Annotated in this window: 10 protein-coding genes; 5 read left to right on the top strand and 5 right to left on the bottom strand. The window is 49.9% G+C overall.

Translation table 11 applies throughout. From position 1 onward, the window contains the following. Nucleotides 1-18: 18 nt before the first annotated feature. Nucleotides 19-918: a glycosyltransferase gene (locus tag B7982_RS13235; RefSeq protein ID WP_088661178.1), complete on the top strand. Its 900-nt coding sequence runs from the start codon at nt 19-21 to the stop codon at nt 916-918. Here B7982_RS13235 and B7982_RS13230 read toward each other — a convergent pair. Continuing rightward, nucleotides 915-2,324, bottom strand: a complete 1,410-nt coding sequence (locus B7982_RS13230) for a polysaccharide biosynthesis C-terminal domain-containing protein (protein ID WP_088661157.1) — start codon at nt 2,322-2,324, stop codon at nt 915-917. The genes B7982_RS13235 and B7982_RS13230 overlap by 4 nt on opposite strands. Before the next feature lie 94 nt (nt 2,325-2,418). Here B7982_RS13230 and B7982_RS13225 point away from each other — a divergent pair, with 94 nt between their 5' ends. From B7982_RS13225 to B7982_RS13215, 3 genes are read left to right on the top strand one after another with little or no spacing between them, the layout of a single operon-like run. Beyond that, nucleotides 2,419-2,931 (top strand): hypothetical protein, encoded by a 513-nt coding sequence (locus B7982_RS13225; protein WP_088661156.1) that lies wholly within the window; start codon nt 2,419-2,421, stop codon nt 2,929-2,931. Between the two features lie 4 nt (nt 2,932-2,935). Next, nucleotides 2,936-4,813, top strand: coding sequence for a UbiD family decarboxylase (locus B7982_RS13220; protein ID WP_088661155.1), 1,878 nt, complete (start codon nt 2,936-2,938; stop codon nt 4,811-4,813). A 1-nt stretch (nt 4,814) separates the two neighbouring features. Beyond that, on the top strand, nt 4,815-6,443 hold the full coding sequence (locus B7982_RS13215; protein ID WP_088661154.1) for a hypothetical protein: 1,629 nt from the start codon (nt 4,815-4,817) through the stop codon (nt 6,441-6,443). A 13-nt stretch (nt 6,444-6,456) separates the two neighbouring features. On the opposite strand, the gene B7982_RS13210 is transcribed toward B7982_RS13215, so the two are convergent. Genes B7982_RS13210 through B7982_RS13195 form a run of 4 tightly spaced genes read right to left on the bottom strand, consistent with a single transcriptional unit; the run spans nt 6,457 to nt 12,002 of the window. Further along, nucleotides 6,457-8,055 (bottom strand): glycoside hydrolase family 57 protein, encoded by a 1,599-nt coding sequence (locus tag B7982_RS13210; RefSeq protein ID WP_088661153.1) that lies wholly within the window; start codon nt 8,053-8,055, stop codon nt 6,457-6,459. After that, nucleotides 8,055-9,287, bottom strand: a complete 1,233-nt coding sequence (locus B7982_RS13205) for a DUF4912 domain-containing protein (RefSeq protein WP_088661152.1) — start codon at nt 9,285-9,287, stop codon at nt 8,055-8,057. The genes B7982_RS13210 and B7982_RS13205 overlap by 1 nt, the downstream gene beginning before the upstream one ends. 22 nt (nt 9,288-9,309) lie before the next feature. Continuing rightward, complete coding sequence (locus tag B7982_RS13200; protein ID WP_088661151.1) at nt 9,310-10,551, bottom strand: OmpP1/FadL family transporter; 1,242 nt, start codon at nt 10,549-10,551, stop codon at nt 9,310-9,312. Then, a complete protein-coding gene (locus B7982_RS13195; protein WP_088661150.1) occupies nt 10,551-12,002 on the bottom strand; it encodes a hypothetical protein in 1,452 nt (483 codons plus the stop codon). The genes B7982_RS13200 and B7982_RS13195 overlap by 1 nt, the downstream gene beginning before the upstream one ends. 212 nt (nt 12,003-12,214) lie before the next feature. Here B7982_RS13195 and thrC point away from each other — a divergent pair, with 212 nt between their 5' ends. Then, nucleotides 12,215-13,555, top strand: coding sequence for a threonine synthase (gene thrC, locus B7982_RS13190; RefSeq protein ID WP_088661149.1), 1,341 nt, complete (start codon nt 12,215-12,217; stop codon nt 13,553-13,555). Nucleotides 13,556-13,700 lie beyond the last annotated feature (145 nt).

Here is a 13,700-nt window from a genome sequence, read left to right as displayed (position 1 = left end):
AATAGCTATATTTATGTCATGATTTCAATTGCAATGGCGACATATAACGGCAAGACTTTTATTCGGGAACAGCTGGACTCGATTCTGGCACAGACCGAACAAGATTTCGAAATCGTAATTTGCGATGACGCTTCGACCGATTCCACGCCCCAAATCCTTGACGAATACGCCCGCAAGGATTCGAGAATCCATGTTTACAGGAACGAGAAAAACTTAGGTTATCGCGAAAACTTCAACAAGGCCGTATCGCTTTGCAAAGGTGATTTTGTCGCATTCAGCGATCAGGACGATTTGTGGCTCCCGAACCACCTCGAAACTTTGCATAAAGCCATTGGTGACAATCTCGTTTGCGGAGGCCGCACAGTCCGTTGCCGCGAAGATGGGTCCACGCTCAAGGAATTTTCCCCGACGCCGTACCAGTCTAATTGCCTGACTTCGCAAAAAGACCGTTTCATTTACCAGTGCTACGCCTTCAATCTTTATCAAGGCGCATCGCAACTCATCAGCCGTAAAGCGGTCGAGAGGTTCTTCCCTATCGAAAACGACGAATATGCCCACGACTGGTCCCTTGCCGCAAACGCCATTGGCGAAAACCGATTTGTCTATACCGACACTGTCGTGACAAAATGGCGCAAGCATTCTTCGCAGGTGACACACAAGAGGCATTCAAGAGAAGTCCGCAAGAACCGTCTCGCACAATTTGCGCTGTACATGTGGTCGCATAACGAAAAACTCAAAAAAGACCACGATATCAAGGAAATCTTGCGCAAGGCCATCGAGTTCCATACAAACTCTAGACTTTCGTACCGTCTCAAGAACCTCGCCCATGCGTGGAGAACATCCAAGACAATTTACGGGCGCAACTTCACCGGAACGCTCAAGACCGTTCTCGGCTACTTGTTCACCGCATCGCTTTAAAATTTTCTCTTGTAGAACAGGAACTGCGCCCCAAGCAGGAGCAGCACGCACACGTAAACGGCAATCTTTCCGACCATCGTGAGCGTAACCACTTGGGCGTTAATCAAGATGTAAAGCGCAAGCAAGAGCACCATCCACACGATATCAATCCAAAGCTTGGAAGAATACGGCTGGAGACTTCTCTTGAGCAGATACACGTTGCAATAAACAGACGAGACGATTCCGTAAATCAGCATCGAAAGCGCAGCGCCCAAAAGTCCAAATTGCGGGATCAAAATAAAGCCCGCCACGACAGAAGTTAAAAGCTGGATAACGCTCGCCTTCAAGTTGACTACGCTCTTGCCGATGCCATCGATGACCGTATTCACCATGCCAAAGAACGTCACGACAAGCTGGAAGAAGAGCAAAATGCCAAGCGCCATCGGCTGCACCACGTAACTCTTGCCCGCAATCGACATGATTTCTTCAGGGAAAAGCACGATGAAAAATCCAATAATCACCTGAATCATCGTCGCCATCGAAACGCAATACGAATAAACAGGTTTCAAGTCCGTCTTGAGGCGGGATTCATCCATGCCCGAAACGACCGGCGTAATAATCGGGTTAAAACCGTTTCGAATCGTCTGGAGGCCGTTCGCTAGCGTCATCATCAAGGCATAAACGCCAGAAGCCTCTGCCCCGAGGAAGAACAGAACCATCCACAAAGTCGAACGCTGCAACAAGTTCCCGACAAACACCGTCAAGCCAAGCGGAATGGAATACATCACCAGTTCCTTAGATGCGCGGCCCTGCGGAATCACCGGCATCGTCTTGAACTGCTTGCGCACTGCCTTTGCGTGCAAAGTAAATCCAATCACCTGTCCGAACAAAAGGCCAAATGGGAGCGCATGCGGAATATTCAAGTAATGGAGCACAATCGACACGAGCGGCGCCATCACTGCAATCACAAAGTCATTGATGAAAATAGAGATCCACGGCTTACGGTTCCCTTCCGAAGAACTGCTGAGCACGTACATTCCCGAATAGAACACCAACGAAATCGCGTAGTACGGGAGTTCGTCCGAAATAAGCGACGTGAACGAGCCTAGGATAATCACCACCGTGATGAACAACGAAACGGCAACAGAAATCCAGAACGATTCCATAATGCCGTTGTACGCCACACGCCCATGAAGCTTGTTCTGAGGCAAATACCAGCGGAGCCCAATATCCAGGCCAAGAGTCGAGGCACGAGCAATCGTAAGCAACAGGCCCTGAGTCGAGACAAATATGCCGAATTCGCCTGCGCCAAAGATGCGCGCAAGCATAATGGTCAAAAGCGGGCCGCAAATTTTGAGGACTGTACCCAAAATATTAAAGAGGGTACTTTTTTTCAAAAAACTTTTATCAACATCTAACTCGTTCATGCTCAACGCAATTTAAAAAAATGGAATAACAGATTAAACCCTAAAATTTAACGAAATGCGTATAAAAACAAAAAAATTTACTACATTATACGGCATGGTTCAATTCAGTCAAACTTCTTGGCAATACGGCACGCTTTCGGATACGCTTGATATCTTGCGCTATGCGCCGATGTCTCTATCCGTCGGAACAAACGCCGTACTCTATTACACATTGCCCAAGACCATTGAATCTGGCGAGTTTATCCGCTACACCATTATGGCGGGTTTCAGAAAATTAAGTTGGACTGGCATCATTGGAGCGGTCACGCCGGGCAAGACGAGCAACGTTGTTGAAATCGCCGTGCGCCTTGGCGAAGGTCCTTTCCGTGGCTTTACGGCAACTCACACGTTTGATTCCGTTAAAGGCATGACGACCTGCTTTGACAACCTCACCTTCCAGGGATGCAAGGATTTTGCAGAAGACACGTTCGCCATTGTCATGAACAGCGCTAGCCTGGTTTACGCCATGAAGGCTAGAGAAATGGCTCGCGAACAAATTGCTATTGTAGAAGCAAAGAAGAAGACGCAGGCTTTCGAAGCGTTGGATCAGTCCGCAACCGCCGGATAAAATCATGTACAAGTCCCTCGAACAGGCCCTGCTGGATTTGGAAAAAGCGGGAATGCTCAAACGTATTCACGCCGAAGTCGATCCGCATTTGGAAATGGCCGAAATCGCGAGGGAAAATTTTAGGCAGGGTGGCCCAGCACTCCTTTTTGAACATGTCAAAGGGAGCAAGTTCCGTGCCGCCTGTAACATTTTCGGAAGCGACGAAAGGTTCAATTTTCTGTTCCGTGAAGGCTTTGAGCAGACGAAAATCGCTGTAAATTTCAAGGCAAATCCGGTCGAATTTTTCAAGAACGCATTCAGGCACCCGCTGCAATTGTTCAAGGCGGGTTTTGCCGGAATAAGCTCTTTGCCGAGACGCTCCGGTGGCATCAAGGACTTCGAAGAATGCGGCCTTAGCGACTTGCCACAGCTGGTCAGCTGGCCGCTAGACGGCGGAGCGTTCATCACGCTCCCGCAAGTCGCCACACGCCCGAGCGAAAATGCAAGCGTCATGCAGACAAACGTAGGCATGTACCGCATCCAGATTTCGGGGAATGAATACATTCCGAACGAAGAATGCGGATTGCATTACCAAATCAAGCGCGATATTGCAAGGCACCACCAGAAGGCAATTGAAGAAGGCCGCCCGCTCAAGGTGAGCGTTTTCATTGGCGGACCTCCATCGCACACGTTTGCCGCCGTGATGCCCATGCCCGAAAACCTCTCGGAACTCTTGTTTGCAGGCATGCTTGGCAACCGCCGATTCCGTTACTTTGAACATGAAGGTTACCTTGTCTCTAGCGATGCTGACTTTTGCATTCTCGGAGAGCTCGAGCCCGACTTAAAACCCGAAGGTCCTTTTGGCGACCACATCGGTTACTACTCCGGCAAGCACGATTTCCCTTGCATGAAAGTCAAGAAAGTCCTCTGCAAAAAGAACGCGATTTTCCCGTTCACGGTCGTCGGGCGCCCACCACAAGAAGATACGCTCTTTGGCAAGTTTATTCATGAAATCACAAAGCCGATGGTTCCCGCTTCGCTCCCGGGCGTTTACGGGATTCACGCGGTCGATGATGCTGGCGTACACCCGCTTTGCCTAGCGCTCGGTTCAGAAGCATTCCGGCCATACGTGAGCCCCGAAGAACGCGAACCGATGGAACTTTTAAAGACGGCAAATGCGCTGCTCGGATTCAACCAGGCAAGTTTAACAAAGTATTTGCTCATCGCCGCAAAAGAAGATGCGGGAATCTCCGCAGACGGAAATGCGGCGCGCCTCGATGTAAACAACGTTCCTGCGTTCTTCGGACACATTCTTGAACGAGTCCACTTCGACCGCGATTTGCATTTCCAAACGGCGACGACCATCGACACGCTCGACTACACCGGCACAAGCCTCAACCACGGTTCCAAAGTCGTGATTGCAGCCGCAGGCGCCAAGATTCGCGAGCTCCGCAACAATCCGAGCGATTTAAAAACTCTTGCACTCCCGCAAGGTTTCAAGAAAGCAACCATCGTGATACCCGGCGTGCTCATGATCGAAGGTCCATCTTTCAACGAGACGCCCGCGACTCTCGAAAACAACATCGAGCCTTTCCGCGAACTCAAAGATGCCCTCGCCCATTGGGAATTCCGCGAAAACTATCCCTGGATTTCCATCATTGACGAAGGCGCCCTCAGCACAGACAACATCTTGAGCGATTTTCTCTGGCTCACGTTTACGCGCTCCGACCCCGCCCAAGATATTTATGGTCTCGACGAAACTGTCGAAAACAAGCATTGGAAATGCAAGGCGCCATTGATTATCGATGCCCGCATCAAGCCGCAGCACCAAAAACAGCTCACCATCCCGGCCGAAATCACCGCCAAGGCAAAGCAAATCCTCAAAGAAGCCGGAGTACAGTAAAATGCGATTCTTAGCACTAATTTTTGCTGTTGCCATTTGCGCAGCCCACGCATACGAGGGCGAATGCGGTACTCTGAATGCACTCCTAAACAGCGACAAGATCAAACAAAACGGCTACGCAGCGTCATTATACCGTAGCGGAAAATGCAGTTACGAACAATATTACGATTCAGTCTACACCATTGAAAAGCCGCACGTTCAGGTTTTCTACGTTCTAAACGGCCCTCATGCGACCACAAAAGCTTTTGCCGACAGCACCGCATCAAACATGGAAGCCGCATGGAACCTTTATGTCAATCAGCTTAACATGCGTGCGCCTCAAGGTCCCCAAATCACCTATCACTACCAACAAAATGTCAAAGAGGGTTTGTACCCCATCGAAATTCTCGACATCGGTCAAGTACGTGATCCATACGGAATCTACTCATGCGCAACCTGTTTCGGGCAAACAATACTACTCGAAAGCGGAACCAAAACTGAGATTCTCCTTGAAAATGATTTCTACGGAAGCGCCACTTCTAGTAACGCCCGAGACACCATTTACAGCAATGGTGACACTTGCATCTACCCCATAGCAAAGCATACATTAAACAACAGCACTCACGGTTTTTCATATGCCGATGAATGGGCTAAAGGCATCCGCCTTACCTCTTTCCACGAGTTTTACCATGCCGTCCAGCTCCGCTATATAAGCTCAATAGCAAGCAATACCGCATTCTGGTTTGAAGCCTCTGCCACAGGCTATGAAGAAATCACCAATCCCGATATAGACGATTATTTTTCTTATCTCCCAAATGTCTTTAGCGAAATGGGAATTCCACTATCGACCATAACCAAACAATACACCCATAAAGCCTACGGAGTTTCAACTTTATTCCTTTATCTATATCATTACGTTGCTAAAGATATCGACAAGGCCATTTGGGAAAACTATTCAAAGAACCCCAATAAATCATTTGAAGTACAACTCGAAGCAGCGCTCAAAAAGTACAAAATAGACGCAGACAGTTTATTCCACGATTACGCCGTCCGACTTTCACTTTCTGGGGAAAGGAGCAATACCATTTCTAAAAAAGACTGGATTTGCGATGACCAAGATAAATGGGTTTCAGCAAATTTTTACAATGTCGATTCCATAAAGCCACAAATAGAAAGTTTGTCCTTTATGTTTTATCGCGCTCCAAACAACTACGTTGAACCAGACCTAAACAACTTTGTCGGTAAAGCATCCATCATTACGTTCACCGAAGGCAAAGCGGAATTTCACAGAATTAAAAATTCTAAAACACTCGACAGTCTGACATCCGTTCTATCTACGAGCGATTCATCTTTATGGGTATTCAGCCGTTTTGGAGATTCCGAAAGCATCCCGTTAGTCAATAACAACGCCGCACCGCATGCATTCCCGGTTCCGTGGCGCGAAGGTTCGCTCTGCTTTGCACCTCTCCCCCGCGACAAGAAGTTCATCGAAATCCGCAATAGACGCGGTGATTTAGTCTCGCAAGAAAAATATGACGGAACATCTTTCTGCCTGCAAGAAGACCAAGTCAAAAAGATGATGGCTCCAGGCATTTACCGATTCCGCGTTGGGAATAAAGGCAAAACCACCAGCTTTATGGTGATTTATTAGTCCATCTCGTCAATTACAGACATTCGCTTATGAACGGGAACAAATTATTCTTTTGTTCTAGCTTCTTGAGCAATTTAGTGTCGGGATTAGCCTTCACCGCTTCTTTATAAAGAGCACAGACATTTTCATAATGCCCGTTTAAACGAGCGCGTGCATAATCTGCGGCCGAATTGTTATGAATCATAAACGCCCAGTCCGAAGCCTGGAACAGCACGAGTTCGCGCGCCATCTGCGCCAAGAAACGTTTTGCGGTCGCATTTTTCGAGCTGCGCGCATTCCCTGCAACTTTAGAAATGCGCAACTTCAAATCGTCCATCATCTTACGCATTCTAAAGAACATCGGGTACTGGAAAGCGACTTCATCGTTCATCCAGACTTCACCAAAGCCGCCCTCGCCCCAAGACGAGAAAATCGGCTTGTGAACATCTTTATCCGCAGGCTCGCGAATCGAGTCTTCAAGAGAAGCCATCTCGACCACGCTCGAGCTTGCCGCGCGTTCAAACATTTTCTCGATGAACAGCGGACCTTCGAACCACCAGTGTCCAAAAAGTTCTGCATCGTACGGACAAAGAATCGAGACCTTATTGCCATCCATGTTCGGAAGCAAGCTCGACACAGTCGCTTCGCGATTGGCGACAAAAAGTCGCGCGTGGTCTTCCACAAGACGTAACGCATTCCACGGGCGATAAATCTTCTTGTCTTCGCTTCCCGTGATGCGGTAATACTTGAGGCCCGTTTCAATGTGAGCACCTGCCGCCAAGAAGTAATCGCCTAAATACTCGCTTTCGCGTTCGTGCGCAATGTCCTTAAAGAACTCGCGATATTCCGGATGCCCCGGGTAGCCTGTTTTGCGGCTCCAGACTTCCATGGAACTGCTCTGTTCGCGGCCCATGCAATAAAGCCCAGCCGGAGTCTTGACCGGCGAGAACACGCCATACTTTGGCGCAGGCTTTGCCAAGAGCACGCCATGCGTTTCCAGGAAGAAATACTTGAATCCGTATTCTGCAAGAATATTGTCGAGGCCTTCAAAATAGCCACATTCCGGAAGCCACAGCCCGCGAGGCTTTTTGCCAAAAGCTTCTTCAAACGCGCGGACTGTAATCTTCAGCTGCAGGCGGATGGCATAAATATCGTTCTGGTACGCCGGCAAAAACGGATGCGTCCCCACGCACGTGAGCAAGTTGATTTTCCCAATCTGCTCCAAGCGCTTTAACGCAGGGACAATTTCGCAACCGCAATCGCGCTCCCATGTATTGATGAGAGCAAGCTGCCTGCGGTAATAAAAATCCACCACTTCCATAAACTCGGAATTGCCCTGGAAGCGGACTTTTTCGCGTTCAATCAGTTCGAGCTGTTTGTGCAAATGCGCCGAAAAACGGGTAAGCAAAAGCTTATCCGTTAGCATCGCTAAAAGCGCCGATGAAACGCTAAAATTGAGAGTGCCCGGCACGCCCTTTTCTTCCAGACGATTGAGCATCTGGATGATGGGCAAATACGTCTCCGCCATAGCCTCAAAAAACCAGTTCTCTTCCAAGAACCGGTCAAAAGAGGGTTCACGCACAAAAGGTAAATGTGCGTGAAGCAAAAGATGTACACGACCAGGCTTCGCCATTATTCCGTGCGCTTCACCACGATCGGAACGATTGTCGTCGGGAAATCGCCATCCTTATCGGTAGCAAAGACAGGGATAATCTTCGTCACGTCCGGGAGGTCTTCTTCAAAGCTGAAGGTGCCATCCGGGTTGAGCGGGAACGGTTCGCCACGCACCTGCAAGTGCGCATCCGGACGCGTGCCACCGTAGACGATCAAGCGGGTCTTGACCCACAAGAAGAAGTCCTTGCCGTAGTTCACGGAATCCTTCGGGAGTTCAAGCTTGTTGCTCTTGAGAGCGGCACTGGAAAGTGCGCCAGAGAACATAGAGCCCGAAGAACTCGAAAGCGATTCAAGCCAGTTCTTTGCAGACATCGAAGAGAGTCCCGAGCTGCCAAAGCCACCGAGAGTAGCACCGCCGAGGGATGCACGAACAAATACGTTGTCCGTATTCACTTCGGAACCTTCGAGCGTGAACGTCTGCATCGGACCAGCTTCGACGAGCGGTTCAAACTTGCCAGCGGCGACAACGCCGAGAGCTGCAGCGCAGTTCTGCGTAGCCTTGTTTTCCACGTACCAGCTACGAGCATCTGCCGGAACTTCGATATCGTGGAACTTGAGCTTCTTGTTGCGCTTCACGGTCAAGTCGTTCGAGATGTCGAACAGGCGGAGCACGAGCTTGCCCTTGCCCTTCTTGGCGGCCTTGATGCGTTCTTCAGAAACTTCCCAGAAGGCTTGCATCCAGTTCGGATCCTTCTGCATGAGCACGAGGTATTCGGCATCGAAGGATTGCGGCAAAGCTTCCGGAGCGGAGGCCTTAGCGGCCTTTGCCTTCGGAGTTTCAACAACTTCGATATCGACCTTCTTGGCCTTCGTTGCAGCCTTCACGACCTTCTTGGCGGCGGCAACAGACTTTTCCGTCTTTGCAGAAACCTTGGCAGTCTTCGTAGCAGTCTTTGTTGCCGGCTTTTCAGCCTTTTCGGCCTTAGCCTTTACAGTCTTCTTTGCGGGAGCCGTCTTGGCGGCGACCTTTTCAACCGTCGCACTTGGCTTCTTTGCAATAACCTTCTTTTCTGCGGCCTGCTTCTTTTCCGCAGTAGCCTTCTTGGCAACCTGCTTGGTTGCTGCACTTGCCGTAGCGTCGGCAGCAGCTGTAGCCTTCTTCGCTACAGTCTTCTTTTCAGAAACTTTTGTAGAAGCCGTCTTCTTAGTAGCGGTCTTCTTGACTTCGTCTTCTATCTTCTTAGTAGTCATTTCGATCTCCTTCTATTGAATCTTATTGACCACGGGTCTTACCCCAATTGCTAACACCAACCAATCCCAAGCGAATTCCAATAAAGGATTCACTCCAATTGCGGTCGTCATCAGTCAGGCGAACCCCACCCTGAATGGCAAGATCCAGCATCGTGCCCTTTCTCCCAAGCGGGAAACCAGCACCAATGGATCCACCAATTTCAGAAACATCATCAACATACCAATTTTTGTACCAGGCGCCGGCCCTATACGTTATACGATCCCAGTAGGAATCATAGAATATATCGCTTCCATCGCGTTGGTAACCAACAGAAATATTAAAATCATTCTGCGTCTTTGTCACCCCGGACATGTTCCAACTACCGGCCGCATTTTCAATATCACGGCTCCAAGCACGCCAGGCAACATCCGCCATGACATTGTGACGTTTGTTTATACGATAATTGACACCCGTGGCAAGCATTGCAGGAATCTTGATGTTGCGAGTGTGCTTAGTCGGTGCAAGCGTGTCTGTCTCGCTGAATCTGAAGTTGTATTCAAGTTCGTTCTTGAGTGTGTAGGGCGTCGAGAACGAGAAGAAGTACGAAGCCATGCGGCCACGATACTGGGCGGCAAAAGTGAAATATGCCGAGTTCTTGATTTTCCAGTCGCCCGTCACATGGTCCGTAACATCGGCATCGTTTGTAGCCCAGGAATCATCTTCGGCAACGGCACTGACATCCGGCCCAAGCGTGAGGTCGCGGTTAAAGCTACCCATTACAAAGTGAGCCGAGAAGCCAAGAGAAATGGCACGGAAGAACGGGAGCCTAATAGCGTATGTCGGCACCAGTTCATAGACGCTGCTCTGGTATTCAATTTCGGCTTTCCAATTTTCTTCTTCGTTTTCAATGTCTTCGCGCAAGGCGGCAGAATAATGTTGCCAAAGCGCAAAGCCCAACGTTCCAAAGTCATTCATCGGGAACGTCAAGTTCATCGACGGGAGCGAGACGTTGGTGTTTGTAAAATGGGAATTCGAACGATCTGCAGTCGAGACGTCGAGCAAGAAGTTCAAGTTGAACGAGACCTTAGAATCAAAAGCCTGACGCGCCGGGTTCACAACAGAAACGCCCTCGGCATCGCCAGTCTTTGCGCTACCGGCAAAACCGCGACCAGCCATGGCGGCAGAACCGCCGGCAATCTGCTCTTCGCCAAGAGCATCAACACCAATCATCGACGCAAAGGAAAAACTCGAGACACAAAGCAAAGCACTGATAAACTTTTTCATTAGTCCTCCCCGCGCTTAGAGGCAAGCCACAACTTGAGCGTTGCAGGCTTTTCCTTAATGGTAGAGAAATCATAGCGGGCATAGTCAACATCCGGGAATGCAACACGGATCGTGTCCCCGGTAGCAAATTTCATCGTATCGCCAGTAGCAACGACCGTCTTTATCGTATCCTTCTTGGTCGTTATGCGGTTAGTGAAATACGGGTCCTTGTCCAAGACAATCGAGTTTCCAAGAGTCATCGACATCTTGAACGTGCGGCCATCATGAGCCCTATTGATAAAGTCGCGCATGCCTGCAGTCACCTGCAAGGTCAACGAATCGCCTTCATGGAACACGAGATTCTGGTGACCTTTCTTCACGACGAGGGAATCATTAAACTTGTAGTAGGATTCCGTACGCTGGACAGAGGTATCGGCACTGTCGAGGAAAGATCCCGCCAAGACCATAATCGGATAGTCCAGCTCACGGCTTCCCTTGGAATCATCCCTGAAGAACGTCATCTCGGCCATCACGACCGCCTGGCGCACATCAAAGCCATCATACGGGAACTCATCACCATAGAAATCAGACAAAGCCTTCATAATCGGCTTAGACGGGAATTCCACAACGAGGGAATCACCGACACCGCCATGCAACACAAGGCCGTCCGAATCATCGAGACTGGAATAAAGGGTCGCCGCACGCTTAGCCTTAAACAGCTTAGGATACGACTTAGACTTCATCGCCACCAAGAAAAATTGCGGATAGTACTGAGAATGACCTACACCATAGAAACGGAAAACACGCGAAGCCTCAGGAGCCGACAAACGGAGTTGCAAGCGACGGTTGCCTGCGTTCTTGCTGATATCTTCCACAAATGCCTTGGGAAGGTCAAGCGTCAAAGTCAACACGGAATCTTTTTTAGAATTCAGGGAAACAGAAATAGTCGTATCGGCTTTCTTCTGCGGTTTCCAGGATTCAAGTTCTTCAAACCAGACAGAGTCGCTTATGCTACCCACATCGTTGAATTCCTTCTTGCTCAACTTTCCCGAAATAATCCAGCTGACCTTGAGCTTCATTTCTTCTTCAATCGGGAAGTAATTAGAAGGCAAGGCCGTAGCCCCGTAATACGAGGTGAGGAGCTTCAAGTGCACATAAGACCTTACCGAGTCTGCAGAACCCAAAGTATCGAGGAACGCACTATCCAATGCGAAATCATAAGCGACATCAAAAGTCATGCCCGGCACAGCGCCAAGCATGCCACGATACCAGCCCGTTTCCGGAAGCGTATCACGGGACACCTCGGCAGACACAGGACTCAAGTCTTTGACCGTTACAGTTTGGACTTTATAACTGCTAGGCATTCCCTGGTCAGAAAGCCAGCTAGACAAGCCATCGTCATCCGTATCAAATAGGCAGGACGACAAGAAAAGCGCCAAAAACGGGAATAGGATAAATTTTTTCTTTTTCACTCAGAACTCCGAGTATTACTTGTAAATAAATTTCGCCCATAATATAGCAAAAACGCAATTGGGAAATTAAAGTTACTAGTTAGTAGTTACTAGATACTAGTTAATCGTAATAGAGAATTTCATATTAAGATATTCTAGTAACTAACAACTCAAAACTTGGAACTCTAATCCAAAATGCTATATTTGCCTCGTAAAAATTCAAGAGGATTACTATGTCTCAGTTTAACGCTCATTTTAGAAACATCAACGGCGACGATACCTACCCGCTGACCGACGTCATTTACCGCAGCAAGGTGGACGGTAGCCTGCTCGAAGTCGAACACGACCGCGCAGCGCTCGCCAGCCGCAGCCCGGAAGAATGGAAGAAACTCTTTGCCGAACGCCGCATGAGCTTTAAGCCCGAAGACATGAGTGGTATTTGGAGCAAGCGCGAAATGGTGCTCCCGGACATTCCGGTCGAAGACATCGTCACCATGCGCGAAGGTTGGAGCCCGCTCTTTGACGCAGCCCCGCTCGCCAAGGAACTCGGCATCGGAAGCCTCAAGGTGAAGCTTTGCGGTAACTCCCACACGGGTTCTTTCAAGGACCTCGGCATGACCGTTCTCGTGAGCCAGGTGAATCACATCATCAAGAAGGGCATTCACCCGATTGACGCCGTCGCTTGCGCGTCTACCGGTGATACCTCTGCAGCCCTCAGCGCCTACTGCGCTAAGGCTGGCATTCCTTCCATCGTGTTCCTCCCGGCCGGCAAGACCAGCACCGCACAGCTCATCCAGCCGATTTCTAACGGCAGCATCGTGCTCGCTCTCGACACCGACTTTGACGGTTGCATGAAGATCGTTCAGGAAGTCACGAAGGACAATCGCATTTACCTCGCCAACTCCATGAACAGCCTCCGCGTCGAAGGCCAGAAGACGATTTCTCCGGAAATCTGCCAGGAACTCGGCTGGACCGTTCCGGACACCGTGATTATCCCGGGCGGTAACCTCGGTAACGTGAGCGCACTCGCCAAGGGTTTCGAAGACTGCAAGGCCATGGGCCTCATCGACCGCATCCCGCGCATCATCGTCGCTCAGGCCGAAAACGCCAATCCGTTCTACCAGGCATACGAACGCGGCTTCGACAAGCTCGTTCCGGTTCAGGCCAAGAAGACTCTCGCCTCCGCTATCCAGATCGGTAACCCGGTCAGCTACCCGAAGGCAGTCCGCGCTATCCAGAAGACAAACGGCATGGTCGTAAGCGTCAGCGAAGAAGAACTCGCCAACGCAGCACACCGTGGCGACCGCATCGGTCTCTACTGCTGCCCACACACGGGTGTCGCTCTCGGCGCTCTCGAAAAGCTCGTTGATGCAGGCAAGATTGCAAAGGACGAAAACGTCGTCGTCATCAGCACGGCACACGGCCTCAAGTTCACGGAATTCAAGGTCGGCTACCACGAACAGAAGCTCGAAAACATCGCCAGCAAGTACGCAAACCCGGTGTTCAAGGCTCCTGCCGAAATCGGTGCCGTCATGGACATCCTCACGAAGGAAATGGCTGCCCGCCGTCGCTAATGCGCAAGCATTAGTCAATGGCCCTAAGCCGTCGCTAATCGACTATTGTCATGCCCGCTACCGAGCGGGCATCTCCCTTTCAAAAGCTCGCCAGTCGGCGAGCTTTTTTGCATTTACAAGAAGGCGATCCCGCCAATTGTAAGAC

Source organism: Fibrobacter sp. UWB2, assembly GCF_002210425.1.
GTDB classification, from domain to species: Bacteria; Fibrobacterota; Fibrobacteria; order Fibrobacterales; family Fibrobacteraceae; genus Fibrobacter; species Fibrobacter elongatus.
The sequence above is the reverse complement of the archived record's forward strand: the minus strand, read 5'-3'. Positions and strand labels throughout refer to the sequence as shown.

Excerpts from the sequence above, each read along its gene's own strand:
- B7982_RS13235 (WP_088661178.1), top strand. The coding sequence starts at position 19 with ATGATTTCAATTGCAATGGCGACATATAACGGCAAGACTTTTATTCGG.
- B7982_RS13230 (WP_088661157.1), bottom strand. The coding sequence starts at position 2,324 with ATGAACGAGTTAGATGTTGATAAAAGTTTTTTGAAAAAAAGTACCCTC.
- B7982_RS13225 (WP_088661156.1), top strand. The coding sequence starts at position 2,419 with ATGGTTCAATTCAGTCAAACTTCTTGGCAATACGGCACGCTTTCGGAT.
- B7982_RS13220 (WP_088661155.1), top strand. The coding sequence starts at position 2,936 with ATGTACAAGTCCCTCGAACAGGCCCTGCTGGATTTGGAAAAAGCGGGA.
- B7982_RS13215 (WP_088661154.1), top strand. The coding sequence starts at position 4,815 with ATGCGATTCTTAGCACTAATTTTTGCTGTTGCCATTTGCGCAGCCCAC.
- B7982_RS13210 (WP_088661153.1), bottom strand. The coding sequence starts at position 8,055 with ATGGCGAAGCCTGGTCGTGTACATCTTTTGCTTCACGCACATTTACCT.
- B7982_RS13205 (WP_088661152.1), bottom strand. The coding sequence starts at position 9,287 with ATGACTACTAAGAAGATAGAAGACGAAGTCAAGAAGACCGCTACTAAG.
- B7982_RS13200 (WP_088661151.1), bottom strand. The coding sequence starts at position 10,551 with ATGAAAAAGTTTATCAGTGCTTTGCTTTGTGTCTCGAGTTTTTCCTTT.
- thrC (WP_088661149.1), top strand. The coding sequence starts at position 12,215 with ATGTCTCAGTTTAACGCTCATTTTAGAAACATCAACGGCGACGATACC.